We start from the raw sequence: 20605 nt of genomic DNA, 5'->3' as shown, positions 1-20605 counted from the left end.
AGGCAAGCCGTGAGAGTCACCATCGAACTTCAGCTTGAAGACTATGATCACGTAGCCTTCGATCTGGACGGAACCCTTGTAGATTCGAAGGCTGTGGTCGAAAGCGCACTTCGCCGGTGGGCGCTGGAGCGACAGATTTGTCCTGATTACGCAATGCGGATGTCGGCCGCTCGCCGGGATGTTGAACTGGTGGAGGCGATTGCGCCCAGTCTCTCGCCCGAACGCGAAGCGGCTCGCATTGCCGATTATGAGATCCAAGCGATGGAGCTGTTGCAACCAATCGAGGGGGCCGCGAAGTTCTATTGCTCGATCCCTGCCGAAAAGAGGTCCATTGTCACCTCTTCGACAAGGATTTCGGCCCTCGCCCGCCTCGATGCAGCGGGAATCTCCTGCCCGAGGATCATGATTGCAGCTGAGGACGTCAGTCACGGAAAACCGCATCCGCAACCCTATCGAGCACTATTGCGGATGCTGCACATCCCCCCCGAAAGATGCTTGGTATTTGAAGATTCCCAAGCCGGAATCAAAGCGGCAACCGCTGCAGGCTGCGACTGCGTGGGTGTCGGCCCCAGTGCCAGAGGTCACACTGAAACCAAGGGCTGGATCGAGAATTTTCGCGAGGTCCTAGCTAACCGGCCGCGCTGAACCTGCTTCCCCAACCATAAGGAGGGCCACAAATTTGAAAGTAACCACGACACCGTGCACGCCATTATTTGATGAGGTTCTGGTAGAAGGCTCGGTACTTGAGCACTACGCTGAGGAGCGGGAGGACTATGGGGGACTTCTCGATGAACTCTTTCGTTCCTCCAGCGCAACTCGTGACAATATTGGCGCCCGCTGTATTTGGCATATAAATTCCACCGCATTCGGCGGTGGGGTGGCCGAAATGCTTCCCCACCACATATGCCTCCTTCGGGAGCTTGGTTTCCATGTGCGCTGGCTCATCTTCAAACCGAAGGGCGAGCTCTTTTTTCAGTTCACCAAAGGACTTCACAATTCTCTTCACGACACCATCCCAGCAGACGTGACCGAGCTGCTGCCGTATTATTTGGAGGCATCGCAGCAAGGCGCCGCGGAGCTGGAAAGGATCATCGGACGAAATGACTTCCTGGTTATTCATGATCCGCAGCCGCTGTGTGCAGCCGCACAGTTCCTGGACGCTTACCCACACCCGGCCATCTGGCGATGCCACATCGGCTATCCGAAGCGCACCCCAACAGTTGAGCGAACCTGGGGACTGCTGAAGGAGTACCTCCGTCCCTTCCAGCGCATCGTCCTGAGCGACGAGGCATATGCGTTTGATGCGGGTCGCCCAATCGATTTTATTCAGCCATCGATCAGCCCCTTCTCGACCAAGAACCGCAACTATGGAGGGCCACCAGGCCGGGCGCTGGAGAATTCGGTATCGTTCAGTGGCCATCAACTGGAGCCCAACGCAACGCTTCAGGACATTCTTCAGTCGCGGTATTTCCTGCATGTATCCAGGTGGGACGGCCTGAAAGGCATCGACCGCATCATTGCTGCCTTTGCTCGCTTTGTGGCAACGGCGTCCGAGGAAGCCTCCCATACACGCCTGGTGATCGCGGGACCGGATCCTTCGGGTGTTGCAGATGATCCGGAAGGCCGCGAGTATTTCGAAAAATGCGTAGTCCTGTGCTCTAACTTGCCCAAAGAAGTGCGGCGGCGCGTATATCTCACCTGTATCTCAATGGAGCACAGTGAGGCAAATGCGGAAATTGTCGGGCGGCTGCAACAGAATGCTCATGGGGTATTTCAGCTCTCTCGCGAAGAGGGCTTCGGCCTGACAGTAACCGAGGCTTTGTTCCGGGGCAGACCCGTCATAGTGTCTTCTGCCTTTGGTCTGAAAAGGCAGGTCGTGAACGGCCTAAACGGCGTTGTCCTGGACGAGCCGGACATCGAGGTCAAGGCTGCAGAAATGATGCATCGCCTTGTGGCCGATGACAGGGATTTCGAGGAGATGGCGAGAAGGGCGCGCGAAAGATGCCTGCGCTCCAGCACGCAAATTTCGCAAATTCCAAAGTGGTATGACGCGATACAATTAGCTCTATACAGTTTCGAACGTGCTCAACACCGTTGAGGCCAAACATCAGCTGAGCCAGGCAGATCTCCGCGCCGCTCAAGAGGTACTGCGCGACCGGCATCGCGGTCTGGTGACGATCCGCGGCTCATCGAGGGCTCGTTACACTTCAGACAACGGTCACAGCGTATAGACGGTCAAAACATGCCGGTCATCCGAGCGCAAAGCTAAGGGGTGAAGCGGAAGCGAGGCCACCAGGAACAGCGTTGGAACTCGCTGGACAGGGTTGGGGTGCGGACAGCAACTGCTGGCCATCAGAACGTCGGAAAGGGACGCAAACCAGAAAAATGAATCATGACATCGAGACATTAGCCGAAACACGGCTTCCTGTATTCGCGTGACCCAGAAAAGCACTTCAAGGATTGGGGAATCGACGACGCCAGAAAATAGCTCTCCACAGTTCTCATTTCGTGGTTCGTCCTTCGACGGGATGGTTGAAACTCTCGCTGGAGCTTTCGGGACATTTAGTGCCGAGCCGATCGGGCAAATTGGTGATTTTCTTTGGCGAATTGATCTTGCGGCATGCGACAACGCAGTTTTGATCAGTGGATATCACCAAAACGAATTCCAGTTCAGCATCGCGCCGACTTCCGAAACAGAAGAGTCTTTGTCGATTGTCATTCCTCAAAGTGGCGGGATGGGGCTGACGTATGGGGATTGCACGGCCGAGGCCGGCAGGGGGAAGCTGCTGCTCTATAATAACTTTGAACCTGACGGAGTTATGATGCATGGGCAATCAAACGTAATAGACGAATTGTTGCTGAATTGGTCTGTCATACAGCAAACTGTCGGCCAAACACTTGAGGTGCCGTTGAACGGCTCTCTGGATCTGTTACCGGAGTTGGAGCTGGCCTCACCAACTGGCCAGATGATCGGCAACCTGGCATCAACAATAATGAACGGCATGCGGGGCAACGGCCCGCTCATGGGCTCTCCAATAGCAATGGCACATCTAACGCAGGCGCTGGCCGACCTGGTGGTGCGCCACATTCCCCATAGGTTATCGCATTTGCTCGATAAGAAGCCTTGCTTGATCGCTCCTCGACATGTCCATCGCGCGATCGAATACATGCAGGCCAATATCAATCAGCCGATCACCATTGCGATGGTGGCAGAAGCGGCTGGTGTGACCAGTCGAACATTACAACTGGGCTTTCGCGCCTTCAGGGAAACAACACCTGCTGCCTATCTGAGGACGCTTCGTATGCAGGCAGTGCGGCGGGACCTGCTTGATCCCGACAATAATCAAGCGGTGAGGGAAACTTGCCTGAAATGGGGCTTCTTTCATTTTGGAAGGTTCTCAGCAGCGTACAAGGCAATCTATGGGGAAAAACCATCAGACACCAGGAGGCGCGTGGACCGGTCGCAGTTCTCGGCATTCCGAATGCCACGGACGAGTTAAATTTTCGCATGCACACGGTCCACGGCTGGATCACCCACAGCGCGCCGACGGTTGATATCGACCTTGATTGCGCAGGGGAAGCGTGAGTTGCTGCCGCTGTTCAAGTTCTGCTCCCGAACGGGAACAAAATCCCAACCGCGATCCAAACCTCGACGCCGTGCTCCCGTTCGGGAACGTGCACTGCAAAGCGTGTTACCGATCGGGATCAGTCACTCTTGAAGTCGTCGTGGAGCTAGTGTATGTTCCCGTACAGGAGCAGATATGACCGATCGAGGCGACAAAAACCCACACCCGAAGAAAGCGACTGATCTCGCCAGGATGATTGCGCAATCGCCTTTCTCCGACGCTTTGCGGGAGCAGTTTGGCAAGGCGGACCTTCTTGCGGGCACGAAATCGCTTCGCGATATTTCCACAATGTCCAAAAGCTTGACGGACACGCTGAAGAGCATCGACATTCCATCGGTCAGGCTTGCAAGCGAGACGCCGAAGGCCGCAACCGCTGTCAGGCTACCAAACGTCACGATGCCAACCTTGAATGCCGGGACACAGTATCTCGGATTTCCCAATCCCCTTGCGCGCTTGCCCAGCGAAGAAAAGACCGAGGCGACAAAGGCAAGGGCCTATGAGAACCGGTATCGAGTAACGGAAATTGCCATACCCGGCGACCTGGGCCGTATTGTCAGGGAAGCGAGGGAGGCGCGGAACCTCTCGCAGCAGGATTTTGCCGATCTCGCAGGCGTCGGACGACGGTTTCTATCGGAGCTCGAGAATGGCAAGGCTACGCTAGAGTTCCAGAAGGTTCTCAAGGTCGCGCACGCCGCCGGCATTTCAATATTCGCGCAGCCACGATAACCGCATGGATATCATTGCGCTCGATGTCAGGCTTGACGGGGTGGCCGACCCTATTGGCAACCTCGTAAGGGATGAAGGTGGCGCTTTGGCCTTCGCCTATGCGGCCACCTATCTCGATGATCCCGATGCCTTTCCGCTTTCGCTGTCCTTTCCGCTGGGAGACGAGCCCTTCGATGACAGCAGAACCCGCCCCTTTTTCGATAACCTGCTTCAGGAGCGAGACGGCGTCCTGCAGCGCGTCATGGATCGCGAGGGCTTGACCCGCAGCGATGTTGCGGGCCTCCTTTTTTACCTCGGGAAGGATTGCGCCGGCGCGATCTCGGTCCTGCCGCTTGGAGCCCCGCCCGTCAAAGTGCCCGGCGACTACGACGTCGACTACAGACGGATAGATGACGATCGCCTGAACGCCATCATTGGCTCGCTGCACAGGCGTCAGCGGCTTCCCGAAGGCACGGAAGATCCTTCACCGCTCGCCGGCGTTCAAAGCAAGATCGCAATCACCATTCTGCCCGACGGAAGCTATGCCGAACCCGTCGCTGGCTCGGGCGCCCCCACCACGCACATCATCAAGGTGCCGGACCAGGAGCATCCGCAAGACCCCAGGCTCGAATTCGAGACGCTTCGGCTCTCACGAGATCTCGGCTTTGAGACCGCTGAGGCGAGTGTCGTCAACTTCAACGGCATCGACGCCCTGGTGATCGAACGGTTCGACCGGCGGCTGAACACCGAGAACAAGATCGTGAGAGTCCATCAGGAGGATTTCGCTCAGGCGCTTGGACTTCCTCCGTCCCTCAAATACGAACGTCAAGGGCGAGAAGGCCGTCGCTTCGATGCTCACGCGATAAACCGGATTCTCGACGCGACGACCGATCCTGCGGCGGAAAGGCAACGGTTCATCGGGGCGGTCCTGTTCGACCTCATGACCGGAAATGTCGATGCTCATGCCAAGAATTTTGCGCTCCTCTACGATAGGGCAGGCCGGATCCGTGTTTCGCCCCGCTACGACCTGATGCCCACACGGCTTGATCCCAATCTGACGGATCTCTTTGCCTTCAGCCTTGGCGAAGCAACAAGGCTGGCCGAACTCGACCCTCTGGATTTTGCAGCATTCTTGAATGCCTTGGGAATTGCATCGCCGCGCGCACAAACGCGCCTTACGACAAGGCTGACCCAAAGGATTTCAGCAGGGCTCGCGGCGGAACTACCGAGACTCGATCGCATTGGTCTCAAGCGGTTCGGCGACCTGATTGCGCACAATATCGACGAGCTTCTGACCGCGTTCGAAATGCAGGTTCCTGACGGCATCAAAGCGCGAGACGCCTATGTCGAGCGCGGTGGCGGATGGCTGCTCGGTTCCTGATGGCCGAAGCCTATGATGGGCCCTGCGGCAAAAAAGAGGGCCAGCGGAAGACCGCGGCCCTTATAGGTGTGAAGGTCATATAACCTCCAGAGGGGAACAGCCGATGCGGCGGTACTGGGAGGAGAAGACCGCAAATGCATCGGCTGCATGCAGGATGCCTGTTTTTTGACCAAAGGCAAATCACTTATTGTGCAATGCAGCTATGCGAATGCTGCGCTGCATACAAGCCCGGAGCAGATAGGCGGTCACTTCACCCCGACAGCGTGATCAAGAAGCACGGCCAAACGGCGCTCGCCGGCAGCCTCCGGCGGACGCGCATTGTCGAGATACAGCACATCGTCACCGTCGACGCTTTGCTGCTCGCTTCGGATCAGACGCTCTCTGATGCCCTCCAGATTTTCGCGACCCCGTTCGACCCGGCGCTTCGCCAAGACCTCGATTAGGGCAGTGACATTGATGACGAGCAGTCGCGGGTAGCGCCGTCGCGCGTCCGGCAGAATTGCTCGAGAGCCATTCCACTACGACGTCGCCGCGTTCCAGCCAGTCGTCGATCTTCGAGTGGATGCCATAAGGAGAGGCCGTGCGCCTGCCAATGAAGCGAAAAGCCGCCTTCGCGAGCACAACGGTCGAACTCGTCGTTCCAAGTCCTCGACGGTCGTGCCGTCTCTCAAGCGGTACGGTACCTTGAGCGTGGCATGAAAACCGTATCGGCGCGGCTCCGATGTCAATTCGAGCACGGCTGGACCGCTCTCACGACCAGCCTCAGGTGCGAAAGCATCGCGGCCAAGCCAGGAACTCGCTACCGTCAGCGGATGGTCTCGCGCCGGCGTATAATAGATGGCGTAGCGGGGGTTAGGTGGGTTCGGCATCAGGCGCACGCCTTGGCCACGGCCACAGCCCGCGCCGCCATCGCAGTCAACCGCTTCCGACCTCGAACAGCCTGTCGCCGTCGACGACACTTCAATTGCTCTGTATCTACCACCTTGGCGCCGGCACAACATCTAAGCGACAGCGACTTGGCATCAAAACTCTCAGGAAGGATGGGCCGATCACCGGCCCTATCCCGCACGCGACGACTGAAGGTGCCATTGCCGAGGTAGACAGTGGTTATTAACGTAACGGCGCCTTGCCGCAATTGGCATCAGCATGCCGATGTTTTCGGTTCGGCAAATTCACACTTTCTACAAAGTAGAAAACCATCCTTGCCGTTCATGCGATCGACGATCTCCCTGAACACTGGCCCCTCGAAGAGCTCTCGATATTCGTCGCGCAGGAGATTGCCCAGCACATGGCGCCGCTCGAAATCCATGCAGCAGAGAGTAACGTCACCGTTCGGAAGAAGAACATTCCGATACTGCCGTTGTTCAGCACATGTCAGTGCCCCGACGACGGGCGGTCGCGTTTCAACTATCTCAGCATCGACGCTTCCACCTCTGCTACTCAGCGGCCGCGAGCGACATAGCGCTCCGGCGGGAATTATCCCGACGATATCGGGGTGGACCTCGCCCATCACCAGGAACCGAATTGAGGGGATATCAGAGTCCACCAGTTGACGAACCACGTCGAGATATTTTTGTCTGACAAGGCGGCTATTCATGTACGTGCCGTCGTCGAAAACATGAACCACAAATACCCTGAAGGGCAGCGCCTGCAAGCGTCGTAGATCGTTCCTGTCCATTCCTGCAAGCGTCGTGAAGATCCGAATGCCGTGGCCAGACATGTGAGCATGCTCGACCATTTCGGTGCAATCCGGATTGAGCCAGGGCTCGGAATAGCCGGCAAAGCTGATGTCAACAGCGGTCGGCACACGCGCCAGACATCGCTTGAAATCTTCGAGACAAAGATGCTTCACACGAGATACTGCTTTTTGCCGGCTGGCGAACTTGTCCTGTGGACAGTAAGAACAGCCGACGACGCAGCCTGTGGTGGTCGTTATTTCCAGGACCCTGCCGCCAGGGATGGCAGCGCGCAATTCCTGCAAGTCTGTCGAGTTTGATTCAACCATTTTGTGGGTCTCTCCACTTTCGGAACAAAGGTATTGCCGACGGAGGACTGACGAGTGGCGTTCTTTATGACGACTTATTCGTGCAGCTTCTCGTACGAACTATGAAACAGCCGGGCAATGCTTTGTCTTGAACTAGGCTCGATTTAGGGTTCAGTCGGCAGCCGACGCGATGTACAGAGCTTCATCATGCTGAACAACAATGCGCCTGCTCCCGGGGTGCCCAGCGGTCACGACAGTGAGCGTAAAGGGAAAGCGCTGCGCTTGGGCGAGCGTGGCGCGGCTCCGCATCGTTTTCCGGATCAGCAGAACATGAAATCCGACGCGGTCAAGCCCAAGCGGGCCAAGTCGAGCAAGCTGTGCGCGTTGCCCAGATGCGCGAAGTCATCCACGTATCGTTTCCGGCCCCACTGTCAATCCAGTCATTTCCTGTGGGATCGAGGATCATCTCATTACCATTGCTGCCAAAGAGACTGTTGCTACCTTGGCCGCCCAGAATTTTGTTTTCCATCGCGAACCTCCTTATGAAACAGCCCGCTATGCCACAGGACTCAGTCATATTCCTTATTGGGCAATTAGAGTAATTGATTGTTTTGATAGAACGCATCGACATAGCGGATGCATTCACGTGCGCTTCGCCTCAAATTGAACTTCCATGACTTGATCTGAACCGTGGTGCGATCGGCAATGACGTGCCGATCTCCTCAACGAACCTGGCAGGTACAGCCCGCCTCCTGAACGAGGCCCCAAATTCTAGCATCCCGTGGTCAAGAACCCTGGGGTGGTCTAGCAGGTCACAAGCCTCCCGCCTGGAGGCAATCATGCAGACCGCGCTCAAGTGTTTGATGGCAGGGCATTCCAACCGGCTTACGCCGGTTCGCCGAATGTTTGAGTTCGGATTGATCGCGGCGTTTGACTGCGTGCGCGGGGGCCCCTACCAACCTGCCAACCTCCTTGTGTCTGAAGTAGAACACTATGTCGCAAAGGGCGCGCTGGAATCGACGCGGCCGAACGTATGGAGCGCCCTGGTAATGAATTCGACCTCCCCCGCAGGAAGGCCGATACGCAGGGTTGTGCCAATGGCGGCGGTCGCGGCAGGTGCCCCTTCGGGCAGATCCACGCCCGCGACGCTTACGAACCAAGCTGTAGCAACAACACCGAAGGCGCGGCAGCGATAGGTCCGAAAGCCTGTTGCCGCGACCCTGAGCTCGTGATTGCAGATCGGCACGTCCGTCATGGCGGCGTCGTGAATGTGTCGGTGGCATGCCACGACCCGCTCGCCGACCGCCAGCGCCGCATCGAGCTCGCCACGCATGGTGAGGTCAGTGATCATCGCCCAGCCTCATGAACGTTAACTGCGGCGCATCGCAGATCGGGCAGCACCAGTCCTCCGTGAGGTCGACAAAGGGGTGCTCAAGGGGATCTGCGACACCGGACTCAGAATGTTCCGAACGATGGTGCAAACGTCATGCCAGACTGAGGAAATTGGCGATGGGCTGGAATTTCGACTTTCCAGTCTTGAAATGTTCGTTTCACTCGGTGCGAAGATGCGGCGGCAATTCGGGCTCGCGGGAAACGAGATCGGTAAAGAGCATTTCGAAGGCGCGGCCTTCGCTGGCTTCAACGAGGCCAGCAAGCGCATCGTCGATCACGCGGGCCTCTTCGGCGTCGAGTACGCGGATGGCGGAGCCAAGATGAGTGAGGACATAGGTTCCGGACCGCTGCGGGCCGACAAGAACGAGGGAGATCATGGATATTGCGCCATGATGCTCGCACCGCGCGACGAACTCATTGGCGGCGACGATCCGCATGGGAATGCCTATGCACATGATGATGCTCCGCCTCCGCGTTTCCGAGGCTGCAGAATCGAGAGTCGCGGGAACAGGCTGCCATATGCGTCCCACGGGCCCCCGCCCTGTGAGATTTGGAGGCATGAGCAGAGCCGCTTCGCCACAGGCGATAGCCACCTGTGGCGGCGACCTGCCCGGCTTTGCCGAACCTGAGCGGGCCAGCCCGATGCCCATCGGAAGAGGATAAAATAGGGCAGTCATGCAGCCGGCCATATCGCCGCCCCCCGCGTCGTTTGCGGCATCCCTGGTGCCATGGGCATGGCCATGGAAAAGCGTTTCACAGGTTCTCCTCACTGGTTAAACGCGGCCGCTTCGACACGGCGCTCGTACTTCTCCACGTCGATACCGTTTTCGAGAAGCGGCGGAACCATTGTCCCCTCCGGCCTCACGGCAACGGCGACACCCCAGTCCCGCAACATCCGGACGGCGGTTTCGACAGCCGCCGGAATGACGGCCCTGACCGGCGCCGTCAGCGGACCACCCCAGTCTTCGAGATCAAGCGGCTGGCAACCGATCAGGGTCAGGCGCTCGGGGTAGTGCCCCATGAGGTCTGCCGCGCTCAGCACTTCCTGGAAGCCGGTCTGGTGTAGGCTCATTTTTTTGGCGTTCGTAAATTTCGGCACGTCATCGTCCTCCACCACCTTCATCGTGCCTGGCACGAGGCCGTAGTCGATGGCGTCGAAGACGATGAGCCGATCGTGTTCGTTGACGAACTGAACCAGGTAAAGGCCCTGCGTGCCGCCGTCGAGGATGGTCACGTTGGCAGGCACTTCGTAAGCCTTGTGGAAGGCTTCGACCGCACGCACGCCGAACCCCTCGTCGGCCCACAGGATATTGCCGATTCCGAGCACGAGAACACGGGGCACGGGGCGAATGGCCGGTTGACGATAGAGCAACCGTCTAGTCCTCCACGTCCTTGAAGAGCCGCTCGCCCGAGATCATCGACGAGATGACGCTTTGCCGACTCATGATGTCCTCGCGCACCGCCACATAGATGTGGACGATCACGAAGACGAGTATGACCCACATGCCGAGATGATGGAGGGTGTGGATATCCTGGCTATTCGGCCAGATCGAGAACATCCAGCCGAAAAGCACATATTTCCAACTGTCGCGGCCGGCGCCTTCGCTGTAGAGCGCAAAACCGGTGATCACCATGAAGAACAGCGGCAGGGTAAACATGAGGAACATGGTGAGCCGCGCCAGTGGGTTATGGCCGACATGTCTCTTCGGTTGGCGGGCCAACATATACCCGCGCACTTCATGCAAACACTCCTTCCAGAAACGGCCGCGCATGGGCACGTAGAAGATCTGGCGGGCATGCACGTTACCCACGAAAACCCAATAGAGCCGCAGGATCAGAAGCACAGAAAGGGTCTGCGCCGCCGCGAAGTGGATGAAGCGGATATGACCCATCAGGTAGTTGGCGCTCGCCTCGCCGGAAACGGACGGCAGCGGCGAGCCTATGAAATAGCCGGTCAGAGAGAGCGTCAGGATCGAAAGGGCGTTGCCCCAGTGCCACACGCGCACCGGCGCCTGGTAGAAGTAGACGCTCTGCTCGACGGCCTTTTCGCTGTTGGCGTCGGCGGCGGGGAATTGATGGATCGTCATCACCGAAACTCCTCAACGGACCTGGATCCGGGCCATTTCCTGCCCGTCCGGGCTCATGACATGAGTCGAGCATGCCAGGCACGGATCGAAGGAATGGATGGTCCTCAGAATTTCAAGCGGCTGAGCGGGGTCGGACATCGGCGTATCCATCAACGACGCCTCGAAGGCGCCGATGTTGCCGGCCGGATCACGTGGACTGGCGTTCCATGTCGTGGGAACGACGCACTGGTAATTTTCGATCCTGCCGTCCTTGATCTTGATCCAATGCGCGAGCGCACCGCGAGGCGCCTCCGTGAAGCCGACGCCCTTGACCTCCTTGGGCCATGTCTCCGGCTTCCACTTGTCGACGTTGGCCGTGGAAGAATCGCCGGCCCTGATATTGGCGATCAGCTTGTTCTGGAAGTAACGCATCTGGTGGCCGGCCCAGCTCGATTCGAGCGCTCGGGCGGCCGTGCGGCCAAGCGTCGAGAAGAGCGCCGATACCGGCAGGCCGAGATCCTTGAGCACCTTGTCGACCGGATCCTTGAACTCGGCCTTGTTCTGGGCGTAGCCGATCACCCAGCGCGCGAGCGGCCCAACCTCCATGGCATGGCCGCGCCAGCGCGGCGCCTTGATCCAGGAATATTTCGCGCCCTCGTCAAGCTGTTCGATATTGGTCTTGGTGCCCTTGGCGTTGGGCCCGAGCTCGTAATGCGGCTCGGTGACGCCGTCAAAGGGATGCAGGCCTTTGCTCTCGTCGGGATATTTGTACCAGGAGTGGGTCACAAATTCCTGGATCTCCTCGGGATCGGCATGGTCCACCGGATGCACTTCCGCGAGATTGCCGTTGATGATCGCGCCCCGCGGCAACTTCAGGCTCGCATCCGAATAGTCGTTGGCGTGCTCTGGCACGTCGCCATAGGTGAGCATATTCTTGCCGGAGAGGCCGCCGCCATAGAGCCAGTCCTTGTAGAAGGAGCCGATGGCCATGATGTCGGGGATGTAGACCTTGTCATTGAACTCGATCAGTTGGTCGATGACCGAGGTGACCACATTCAGCCGTTCCATGTTGATAGCGCCGACGCCACCGGTCCCGTCAATATTGATCGGACAGGGCACGCCACCGACGAGCCAGTTCGGATGCGGGTTCTTTCCTCCGAAGATCGAGTGGATCTTGACGATCTCCTTCTGGAAATCGAGCGCCTCGAGATAGTGCGCCAACGCCATCAGGTTTGCCTCGGGCGGCAGTTTGTAGGAAGCGTTGCCCCAATAGCCGTTCTTGAACGGACCGGGCTGACCCGACTCGATGAATTTCTTGAGCCGCGTCTGGATGTCCTTGAAATAACCCGGCGAGGAGAGCGGCCAATCGGATACCGACTGTGCCAGTGCCGACGTCGCCTTGGGGTCGGCCGAGAGCGACGAGACGACGTCCACCCAGTCGAGGGCGTGCAGGTGATAGAAGTGCACCACGTGGTCATGCACCTGCAGGGCAAGCTGCATGAGGTTGCGGATGGAATTGGCGTTTTCGGGAATGGTGATGCCGAGGGCGTTTTCCACCGCTCGCACCGACGTCAAGGCGTGCGTGCCCGTGCAGACGCCACAGATGCGCTCGGTGAACGCCCAAGCGTCGCGCGGATCGCGGTTCTTGAGGATGACCTCGATGCCGCGCCACATCGTGCCCGTCGACACGGCGTTGCGGATGATGTTGTTCTCGTCGACATTGACCTCGATCCGCATATGGCCCTCGATGCGGGTGACGGGATCGACGACGATGCGCTTGCCGGATTTGTCCAGCGTGAAGCCGTTTGGCGTTTCGATCTTCATTGAGGTGTTTCCTGGCGTGAGCATTATGCGTCGGCTTCGCGTTTCGTGGTGACCCGCTTGACGACAGTCGCCGCGGCATGCGCGGCGATCGCACCACCGACGACCCCCGCAGCGGTCAAGCCGATCTTGTCGGCATTGGCCTCGATGCCGAACTGGTGGAAGTTGGTCAGCCGGTCATAAAAGCTGCCCTGATCCCAGAAGCCTTTCTCGGAGCAACCGATGCAACCATGGCCCGACTGGATCGGGAATGAGACGCCTTCATTCCAGCGCACCGTGGAACAGGCGTTATAGGTCGTCGGACCCTTGCAGCCCGACTTATAGAGGCAGTAGCCCTTGCGCGCGCCCTCGTCGTCCCACTCCTCCACGAACTGGCCAGCGTCGAAATGGGGGCGGCGATAACATTTGTCGTGGATGCGCTGCGAATAGAACATCTTCGGCCGCCCCTGACGGTCGAGCTCGGGCAGCTTGTCGAACGTGGTGATGAAGGTGATGACGCCGGTCATCACTTCGGCGATCGGGGGACAGCCGGGAACCTTGATGATCGGCTTGCCGCGGATTACCTTGTCGATCGGGGTCGCCTGGGTCGGGTTCGGTCTGGCCGCCTGTACGCAGCCCCACGAGGCACAGGTGCCCCAGGCGATTACGGCCATCGCATCCTCTGCCATCCACTTCAGTTTCTCGACGAATGGCCGTCCACCGTCGATGCAGAACATGCCGTTCTCGTTGAGCGGCGCGTTGCCCTCGACGGCCAGGATGTACTTGCGCTTATACTTCGCCTTGGTTTCCTCGAGAATGGCCTCGGCCTGATGGCCGGCAGCGGCCATAATCATCTCATCGTAATCGAGCGAGATCATCGACAGCACGACATCCTTTACCAACGGATGGCCCGAACGGATGAAGCTTTCCGAGCAGCAGGTGCATTCGAGCCCGTGCATCCAGATGACGGGCACGCGTTCCCTGGTCTCGAGCGCCTCGGCCATGGCGGTCGCCGCACCCGGACCGAGGCCAAGACTCGCAGCCGTCAGACTGCAGAATTTGGTGAAGCTGCGCCGGGTGATCCCCTGGCTGCGAATGACATCATAGAAGGTTTCAACAGTTGCCATCGCGCTCCTCCAGCAATCCGTCCCCCCATTCAATCGTCCGGATCGGCAACCGGCTCAGTCACAGGGAGATTCTGCAAGAAACGGACCGGTCCAAGTTATTTACCGACCGCCCTGTCGCTGGCGGATTGTTCGAGTTATCTATTTCGGGGAGGAACCGAAGCGGATTGGCGTGGCAACGATCGTGATCGCCGTCCTCAAACGACATGCGAGAAGGCAGATAACGGCTCATCAATCGAGTTCGTCTTCGGCACTGCCGGTGGTCCCGCGGCTTTCGTCAACATCGTTTCGAGTGAATCGGACATTAGGCTGTCCCAGTCCTCCGAATAGTGTCCCACGAGTGGTCGTCGCCAACCCAGGCCGATGAGGGTGATTGCCGACAATTCTGTCGTATTTGTCGAACGCGCGACATAATTGGTTCGACGGCTCTTTTTCAGTTGAACGCTAATAAGCGGAGAACTACCGCGAAATCGGTTTGTCGATACCCGGCAGCGCAATCGGCATGCGTTTTGAACCTCCATGCTTGAAAGGCGGCGGGCATTGCCGAATGGCATTCAGGTAGCGGAAAACGGTGATGGCTGACGGCCAAAAAAGCATCCTGGGCGCGGGATCCCATTCGATGCAAGGGGAGAGGACGCGAGGGATCCGGACATCCTCTCGGTCCGAGTGGGGACGAAAGTCAGCCGGCATCACGGCGCCGACCTCGCTTCATACAAAGTATTATGATGCCCGCCTGCCTTGGTACACGATCTATCCAACCGTACCGGAGTTTTCCCAGGCGGTCGGCACCAAGGCCTGCGAGGAATGGCTGAAAGTTTTGGCAACTGACGATGCCGTGTCGATCTATCTCCACGTTCCATTCTGTCGGTCGATGTGCTGGTATTGCGGCTTTCCGACCAGCATCACTCGTCGGGATGCGTCGATCGTCGATTACCTGGCGATGCTACGCACGGAAATCAGTTTAGTTGCGGCGCAGGCGCCGCAGGCACTAACCGTGAGAGACGTGCATTTCGGCGGCGGATCGCCAACCATCATGCCGCCAGCGGAGTTTCTCACCCTAGTGGAACTTCTGCGCCGCCGCTTCGCGTTCGAGAAAGCGGCTACCGTCGCTGTCGAGATCGACCCGCGCACGTTCACCACGGAGATGGCCGAAGCCTTGGAAGCAGCGGAGGTGAGCCGCGCGAGCCTCGGCGTGCAGAGCTTCGATCCGATTGTCCAAAAGGCGATCAATCGAGTCCAGAGCGAGGCGCAGGTGACGGCTGCCGTCGTGAACCTGCGCCGGCATAAAGTAAGCCGCATCAATTTCGACCTCATGTACGGTCTCCCGCATCAAACAGTGCAGTCCTGTGTCGAGAGCGCGACGACGGCAATCGCGATGCGCCCCGACCGGTTTGCGGTGTTCGGTTACGCACACGTTCCTTCCTATCGAAAAAATCAGCGCCTCATCGATGAGACGGCACTGCCGGACGCGGCTGCCCGCGCGGAACAGGCAGCGGCCGTGGCCGGCACGCTGGTTGCCGCCGGGTATCGCCAGATCGGGCTCGACCATTTCGCGTTGCCGGATGACGAGCTCGCGCTGGCGCAGAGAGCCGGACGCCTGCGGCGCAATTCCCTGGGTTACTCGGCCGACACCTGCCAAACCCTGATCGGCTTCGGTGCGTCGGCTATCGGTCGTCTCGGCGAAGGATATGTCCAGAACGAAGTTACTCAGACTTCGTATAGCCGACACATCGCAGCCGGTCACCTTGCGACATCAAGGGGCTGCCGTCTCACCGGTGAAGATCGCGTGCGAGCCGAGATCATCGAGCGGCTCATGTGCAATTTAGAGGCGGACGTGCCGGCAATCTGCGCCGCTCACGGATTTGATCCGATCCTCTTTGTCGATCCAGCCGAGCGTTTGGCGATGTTGGCCGAGGACGGGATCGTGGACATTGACAATGGTTTCGTCCGCGTGCGGCAGGAGCATCGCTTTTTGCTTCGAGCTGTCGCTGCCGCATTTGACGCTTATCTCGACCGCGCCCCCTACTAGCGCCGTGTTCCCGGCATCTGCGACCGGTATCTGCAGTGCGCGACGGCGGCGCCCGCCGAGCTTGGTTCACATGCCTTGCATTCGGCAGCGCAAGTCGGACGCAGGATTTCGCAGGCTTCCAGACAGTGCAGACCACTGAGCAGATGTCGCGATTCCCTTGCTGCCGGTGTTGCTGAGTCGCACGCTACGCTTGACCACAAGCACGTGCGCAGGCCCGAGGGCCCGGCCAGCCGCCCATGGCGAAGCCCGGCCGCGCCGCGAGAGGCGAGCTTTCCCTGTGGCCCGTTATCCTTTCCTTCCCTCGAGCGGCGCTCCGACGATCATCACGGCGGGGTCAGCGGAGAGAAGCTGTTTTGCGACCGACCGGACATCCTCCACGGTTACGGCCTGGATCAGCTGTTTCCGCCGCTCGATGTAGTCGATGCCGAGATCTTCCATCTGGATTGCGACCAGAGTGTTGGCGATCGCGCTGGATGAGTTGAGATGGTCGACGGCGTAACCGCCGATCACGTTTTTCTTCGCTGCTTCGAGCTCCTCCTCGCTGACGCCCTCCTCCGTCATCCGCCTCACCTCGGCGCGAACGAGGGACAGCGTCTCTGCGGCACGATCCGGGCGGGTCCCCGTGCCGATAACGAGCGCCGAGGCATGGTCGCTGTTCACGAGGGTAGATCCGATGTGATAAGCGAGCCCTCGCTTCTCGCGGACCTCGTTCCAGAGCCTAGACGTGAACGCTTCTCCCCCGAGGATGTGGTTCATCAGATAGGCTGCGAAGAACCGCGGGTCTTTGTCGCTGACCCCGGCATAAGCCAGGCGCAGCCCAGTCTGGGGCAGGTCATACGGGATGCGAACCTCCTGCGCCAGCTTGGGCGCGGTTTCTGCAACCGGCACCAGGGAGGGTTCAGCAGGCAACCCGCCGAATATCCGATCCAGATCGCGCTTGAGCGCACCCGCGTCGATCGCTCCCGCCACGGCGATGGTCAGGTTGCCGCGCGCGAAAAGGCGCTTACGAAGCGCCTTAAGATCGGAGGGTTTGGCAGCGGCAAGGGTCTGCTCGGTGCCTTCGTCCTGCCGGGAGTACGGATGCTCGCCATAGAGCGCCTTCCCCCATGCGATCTTTGCCACCGCCTCCGGATCCTTGGCCTGCGCGGTGATGCCGGAAACGATCTGAGCGCGGACGCGATCCGTCGGTCCCTGGTCGAAGCGTGGCTGTTCGATGGCCAGCCGGAGAAGATCGAACGCAACATCCTTTTGATCGGCAAGCACTCGCATGGAGCCGTAGACCGCATCGCGCCCGGCGTCGAACCGCATCTCGGCGCCAGCATCGTCCAGCCGCTCCTGGAAGGCTTCTCTGTCAAGGTCGCCGGCCCCTTCGTCGAACAATCCGGCCATGAGATTGGCAAGGCCCTCCTTACCGGAGGGATCCTGCGTGCTCCCGCCCCGGAACGCGAAACGGACGGTAACGATCGGTATCGAATAGTCTTCCACCAGCCAGGCCTTGATCCCGCTCGATGTCCTGACTTCCTGGATGGCCATGGCCGCCCGAGCCGGTATCGCGGCAAGGCCTAAGAATACGAGCGCGACGAGCAGTGGCTTGGCGGCACCGATCGGCAGTCGGTTGAACATTGTCATCGGCGTTTGTCTCCTGAGGTCGCGCTTTCCCGCGGCAACAGATATCCCGCCACCGATCGGTCCGGATTAAGATATTTTCTGGCAACCGCCTGCACCTGCGTCGAAGTTACCGCGCGGACCCTCAACGGCCATGCCTCTAAGTCGTAAACAGTGCTGCCGGTCGCAAGCGCCTTCCCGTAGATGCTGGCCATTCCCGTCTGGCTGTCGCGTGCGAAGATCATCGAGCGCACCAAGCGGTTCTTGCCCTTCTCCAGTTCGACATCGGTAACACCGGTCTCGATGATTTTCCGGACTTCAGCGTCGAGCGCGTCTTCCACCGCCTCGATCGTCGCCTCGCCCCGCGGCGAGCCATAGATCGTGAAGCTGGACGGATCGAGCGATCTTCCCTGGAAATAGGCGCCGCCCCAGGAGGCAATTCCCTGTTTCACCACCAATTCCTGATTGATCCGGCTCCGCGTTCCTCCGCCAAGAATTTCCGCCAGAAGATCAAGGGCTTCCGCTTCACCCGGCTCGGTTATTCTGTAGCAGGGCGCCACCCACGACTTTTCGAAGCTCGGCACGGTCACGCGAGGATCGGTGAGCACGACCGTTCGTTTGGTGTTCTGCTCCGGCTCCTGCGGCCTCACCCGCTGCGGCAGGTCCGGGCCGCGCGGTATGGCCCCGTAGGTCTTGTCCGCGAGCCGCCACACCGTTCCGGCGTCCACATCGCCTGCCACGACCAGTATGGCGTTGTTCGGGGCGTAGTAGCGATCGTAGAACGCCACGGCGTCCGTGCGATCGAGCTGTTCCATCTCGTGCATCCAGCCGATGACCGGGATACGGTAAGGATGGTTCTGATAGAGCGTCGCCTGTGTCTCCTCCTCGAGAAGCCCCTCCGGATTGTCTTCGACCCTCAAGCGCCGCTCCTGGAGAATGACATCGCGCTCCGGCACGATCACCGCGTCCGTGAGCACGAGATGGCGCATCCGGTCAGCTTCGAATTCCATCATCGTCCCGAGCGCCTCCGGCGTGACAGTCTGATAGTAGGCGGTGTAGTCGGACGACGTGAAGGCGTTCTCCTCGCCGCCGATCTCTGCGACCTTTGCGTCAAACTCGCCGGCCGGGTGCTTGCTCGTGCCCTTGAACATGAGATGTTCCAGGAAATGAGCAATGCCCGATTTGCCGGGTGGCTCATCGGCGTTACCGGCTTTGTAAAAGACCATCTGCGTGACAGTCGGCGCCCGGTGATCCGGTATGACGACCACATCCATGCCGTTGCTCAGCAGGAAATTTGCGATCTCGGATTCGCCTAGCGGGGCCTCGACGGCAGCCGCTTCGAAGGTCATCAGAGTTTGCAGCGCAACGATGCTCAGGGCAAATGCACGTATACGCGAATTTATTCCTCCATGATTCATCGGCCGCCCTCCAAGCGAAGATGGCTGTTGTGGCTCGACCTATTTAGCACCGCAGCCAGGAAGGCCGGATCGAAGGCGGACCGCTTCACATCGACCGGCATGAACCGGTGCTCGCCACGACTGGTCCCGCGGTAGGCGAACCCCTCGGCCCCATTCAATCGGAACGGCCGCCGTAGGATTTTGCCGGCAAGCAGGCCATAGTGATCGTTGCGGCCGCGCAAGGACAAACTCGGCAAAAGCGCCCGTGCAGCGTCGGCTCGACTGTTGCTTGGGGGGTTCGGGCCTTTGCCTCTACGGCATTTGGAACGTCCAGCTGTGGAATGACCGGACGAAGGTACTGATAAAAAGCATGGTGGTAACATTTCGCCATCTCCGCGCGTTTATCTTTGATCCCATGACGCGTCTCAAGATGCCTGAAGCAATATGCGTGCCGAAGGAACCGTCTTTGGAACCAACGTGTTCGATTGAACCGCAGTCTCGCCATGTCCAACATTGTCGTATATCGGACAATGCCAAGCGACATTGACGTGTTGCAGGCGTGACGAGCGCAACGGACTCCTGACAGCTTCTCGTGCGGGACCGTCGCCCCAACGACTCCGATGCGGGCGCCAAGCGTCTCGATCATGAAAGGCGACGCCGGGTGAAGTGAAAATCGCTGATATGTAGGATAGTAAGCAATCAAAGAGCAAATCGGTATAAAGGCGCAGGCACTCATCGTGACCTTGCGCAGATCAAGGAAACGCCGCATATAAGTCAGAGGTTTAATCGTGATTAGAATTATGAAGAAGAGATCTGAGACAACGCCGGTAAAGGGCGGGTGGGTTAAGCGCGAAGCTGCCACAGGCCGTTTCATGGAGGTTGTCACACACAAGGGTGCTGCTAAGGCAAGCTCGAAAACGGAGGCTACGGTAAGGGAAGCTTCGTCCAAGCGCAGTTCGGCGCTGAAGCGCCTGGCAGATCGCTAGCCGTCGGCATTACAGGCTGACCCTCGCAGACGCCATCACAGCTCACGATGAAGCTCTGACGTATGGCGGCCTGGAAGGCGTTAGTAGCTTGCACTTGATCGAGTCTGCGCTGGCGCGACCCTATTCGGGCTATCATCGCCCCATTGCTCAAAAGGCCGCAGCTCTTCTGCACAGCATGGTGGGCAATCACGGTTTTGCGGACGGTAATAAACGAACAGCTTGGCTTCTTGTCGAGATCTTAATCGACCGTAGTGGATATAAGCTGGATATTCCGGACGATGAACCCGTCGATGATCTCGTCGTTGCCGTCGCCGCTGGAGAGATTGATTTCGACGAACTGGTGACCTGGTTTAAGTCTAGGTTAGTGAGAGACAGTAGCTAGCTGTGAGTTTTCCATAGGTTGTCCATCCGGTCCGGACCGGGAACGCTGAGGTTGTCGAACCGGCGATCGTATTAGCAGTTGAGGTTCGCCCGCCTGATGACGAGTTTTACGCCGGTAGGAGATCTGGC

At 59.0% G+C, this 20605-nt stretch carries 18 protein-coding genes; 8 read left to right on the top strand and 10 right to left on the bottom strand.

What is annotated here, in order from left to right:
- The first annotated feature begins 9 nt into the window (after positions 1 to 9).
- From QA637_RS29150 to QA637_RS29125, 6 genes are all read left to right on the top strand, one after another.
- Positions 10 to 645, top strand: a complete 636-nt coding sequence (locus QA637_RS29150; RefSeq protein WP_283067921.1) for an HAD-IA family hydrolase — start codon at positions 10 to 12, stop codon at positions 643 to 645.
- 34 nt (positions 646 to 679) lie between these two features.
- Positions 680 to 2098: a glycosyltransferase gene (locus tag QA637_RS29145; RefSeq protein WP_283067920.1), complete on the top strand. Its 1419-nt coding sequence runs from the start codon at positions 680 to 682 to the stop codon at positions 2096 to 2098.
- Positions 2099 to 2528: 430 nt separating this feature from the next.
- On the top strand, positions 2529 to 3500 hold the full coding sequence (locus QA637_RS29140) for an AraC family transcriptional regulator (RefSeq protein ID WP_283068037.1): 972 nt from the start codon (positions 2529 to 2531) through the stop codon (positions 3498 to 3500).
- 261 nt (positions 3501 to 3761) lie between these two features.
- Positions 3762 to 4352, top strand: coding sequence for a helix-turn-helix transcriptional regulator (locus QA637_RS29135; protein WP_283067919.1), 591 nt, complete (start codon positions 3762 to 3764; stop codon positions 4350 to 4352).
- 4 nt (positions 4353 to 4356) lie between these two features.
- Positions 4357 to 5712, top strand: a complete 1356-nt coding sequence (locus QA637_RS29130) for a HipA domain-containing protein (protein WP_283067918.1) — start codon at positions 4357 to 4359, stop codon at positions 5710 to 5712.
- A 134-nt stretch (positions 5713 to 5846) separates the two neighbouring features.
- The gene (locus QA637_RS29125) at positions 5847 to 6155 is read left to right on the top strand and encodes a hypothetical protein (protein WP_283067917.1); all 309 of its coding nucleotides are present in this window, start codon (positions 5847 to 5849) and stop codon (positions 6153 to 6155) included.
- Between the two features lie 698 nt (positions 6156 to 6853).
- Here the strand turns inward: QA637_RS29125 and QA637_RS29115 are convergent.
- From QA637_RS29115 to QA637_RS29080, 8 genes are all read right to left on the bottom strand, one after another.
- Complete coding sequence (locus QA637_RS29115) at positions 6854 to 7717, bottom strand: radical SAM/SPASM domain-containing protein (protein ID WP_283067916.1); 864 nt, start codon at positions 7715 to 7717, stop codon at positions 6854 to 6856.
- A 325-nt stretch (positions 7718 to 8042) separates the two neighbouring features.
- Positions 8043 to 8225, bottom strand: coding sequence for a hypothetical protein (locus QA637_RS29110; protein ID WP_283067914.1), 183 nt, complete (start codon positions 8223 to 8225; stop codon positions 8043 to 8045).
- A 462-nt stretch (positions 8226 to 8687) separates the two neighbouring features.
- Positions 8688 to 9047 carry a [NiFe]-hydrogenase assembly chaperone HybE gene (gene hybE / locus QA637_RS29105; RefSeq protein ID WP_283067912.1) on the bottom strand — a complete coding sequence of 120 codons (360 nt, stop codon included), beginning with the start codon at positions 9045 to 9047 and terminating at the stop codon, positions 8688 to 8690.
- 199 nt (positions 9048 to 9246) lie between these two features.
- Positions 9247 to 9543: a HypC/HybG/HupF family hydrogenase formation chaperone gene (locus QA637_RS29100; protein WP_283067910.1), complete on the bottom strand. Its 297-nt coding sequence runs from the start codon at positions 9541 to 9543 to the stop codon at positions 9247 to 9249.
- Between the two features lie 311 nt (positions 9544 to 9854).
- Positions 9855 to 10460, bottom strand: a complete 606-nt coding sequence (locus tag QA637_RS29095) for a HyaD/HybD family hydrogenase maturation endopeptidase (protein WP_283067909.1) — start codon at positions 10458 to 10460, stop codon at positions 9855 to 9857.
- 4 nt (positions 10461 to 10464) lie between these two features.
- Complete coding sequence (cybH, locus tag QA637_RS29090) at positions 10465 to 11175, bottom strand: Ni/Fe-hydrogenase, b-type cytochrome subunit (protein ID WP_283067907.1); 711 nt, start codon at positions 11173 to 11175, stop codon at positions 10465 to 10467.
- Between the two features lie 12 nt (positions 11176 to 11187).
- Entirely contained in the window at positions 11188 to 12978 is a 1791-nt protein-coding gene (locus QA637_RS29085; protein ID WP_283067905.1) for a nickel-dependent hydrogenase large subunit, read from the bottom strand.
- Positions 12979 to 13001: 23 nt separating this feature from the next.
- Entirely contained in the window at positions 13002 to 14081 is a 1080-nt protein-coding gene (locus QA637_RS29080; protein ID WP_283067903.1) for a hydrogenase small subunit, read from the bottom strand.
- Between the two features lie 616 nt (positions 14082 to 14697).
- Here QA637_RS29080 and hemN point away from each other — a divergent pair.
- The gene (gene hemN, locus QA637_RS29075) at positions 14698 to 16107 is read left to right on the top strand and encodes an oxygen-independent coproporphyrinogen III oxidase (protein WP_283068035.1); all 1410 of its coding nucleotides are present in this window, start codon (positions 14698 to 14700) and stop codon (positions 16105 to 16107) included.
- A 285-nt stretch (positions 16108 to 16392) separates the two neighbouring features.
- Here the strand turns inward: hemN and QA637_RS29070 are convergent, their stop codons facing one another.
- Together QA637_RS29070 and QA637_RS29065 are read right to left on the bottom strand one after the other, a co-directional pair.
- Positions 16393 to 17736, bottom strand: a complete 1344-nt coding sequence (locus QA637_RS29070; RefSeq protein ID WP_283067902.1) for a M16 family metallopeptidase — start codon at positions 17734 to 17736, stop codon at positions 16393 to 16395.
- Entirely contained in the window at positions 17733 to 19061 is a 1329-nt protein-coding gene (locus tag QA637_RS29065; RefSeq protein ID WP_283067900.1) for a M16 family metallopeptidase, read from the bottom strand. Before QA637_RS29065 ends, QA637_RS29070 begins: the two co-directional genes overlap by 4 nt.
- 1122 nt (positions 19062 to 20183) lie before the next feature.
- Between QA637_RS29065 and QA637_RS29060 the strand changes: the two genes are divergently transcribed.
- Positions 20184 to 20477, top strand: a complete 294-nt coding sequence (locus QA637_RS29060) for a type II toxin-antitoxin system death-on-curing family toxin (RefSeq protein ID WP_283067899.1) — start codon at positions 20184 to 20186, stop codon at positions 20475 to 20477.
- The last annotated feature ends 128 nt before the right edge of the window (positions 20478 to 20605 follow it).

Source organism: Sinorhizobium terangae (assembly GCF_029714365.1).
GTDB lineage: Bacteria > Pseudomonadota > Alphaproteobacteria > Rhizobiales > Rhizobiaceae > Sinorhizobium > Sinorhizobium terangae.
Note: the sequence above shows the minus strand (reverse complement) of the source record. Positions and strands in the feature narration are given on the sequence as shown.

Bases quoted from the DNA above. Each gene is read 5' to 3' on its own strand.
- QA637_RS29065 (WP_283067900.1), bottom strand. From the start codon at position 19,061: ATGACCTTCGAAGCGGCTGCCGTCGAGGCCCCGCTAGGCGAATCCGAG.
- QA637_RS29100 (WP_283067910.1), bottom strand. From the start codon at position 9,543: ATGTGCATAGGCATTCCCATGCGGATCGTCGCCGCCAATGAGTTCGTC.
- QA637_RS29140 (WP_283068037.1), top strand. From the start codon at position 2,529: ATGGTTGAAACTCTCGCTGGAGCTTTCGGGACATTTAGTGCCGAGCCG.
- hybE (WP_283067912.1), bottom strand. From the start codon at position 9,047: ATGATCACTGACCTCACCATGCGTGGCGAGCTCGATGCGGCGCTGGCG.
- QA637_RS29135 (WP_283067919.1), top strand. From the start codon at position 3,762: ATGACCGATCGAGGCGACAAAAACCCACACCCGAAGAAAGCGACTGAT.
- QA637_RS29085 (WP_283067905.1), bottom strand. From the start codon at position 12,978: ATGAAGATCGAAACGCCAAACGGCTTCACGCTGGACAAATCCGGCAAG.
- QA637_RS29125 (WP_283067917.1), top strand. From the start codon at position 5,847: ATGCATCGGCTGCATGCAGGATGCCTGTTTTTTGACCAAAGGCAAATC.
- QA637_RS29070 (WP_283067902.1), bottom strand. From the start codon at position 17,736: ATGACAATGTTCAACCGACTGCCGATCGGTGCCGCCAAGCCACTGCTC.
- QA637_RS29110 (WP_283067914.1), bottom strand. From the start codon at position 8,225: ATGGAAAACAAAATTCTGGGCGGCCAAGGTAGCAACAGTCTCTTTGGC.
- hemN (WP_283068035.1), top strand. From the start codon at position 14,698: ATGCAAGGGGAGAGGACGCGAGGGATCCGGACATCCTCTCGGTCCGAG.
- QA637_RS29130 (WP_283067918.1), top strand. From the start codon at position 4,357: ATGGATATCATTGCGCTCGATGTCAGGCTTGACGGGGTGGCCGACCCT.
- cybH (WP_283067907.1), bottom strand. From the start codon at position 11,175: ATGACGATCCATCAATTCCCCGCCGCCGACGCCAACAGCGAAAAGGCC.
- QA637_RS29080 (WP_283067903.1), bottom strand. From the start codon at position 14,081: ATGGCAACTGTTGAAACCTTCTATGATGTCATTCGCAGCCAGGGGATC.
- QA637_RS29115 (WP_283067916.1), bottom strand. From the start codon at position 7,717: ATGGTTGAATCAAACTCGACAGACTTGCAGGAATTGCGCGCTGCCATC.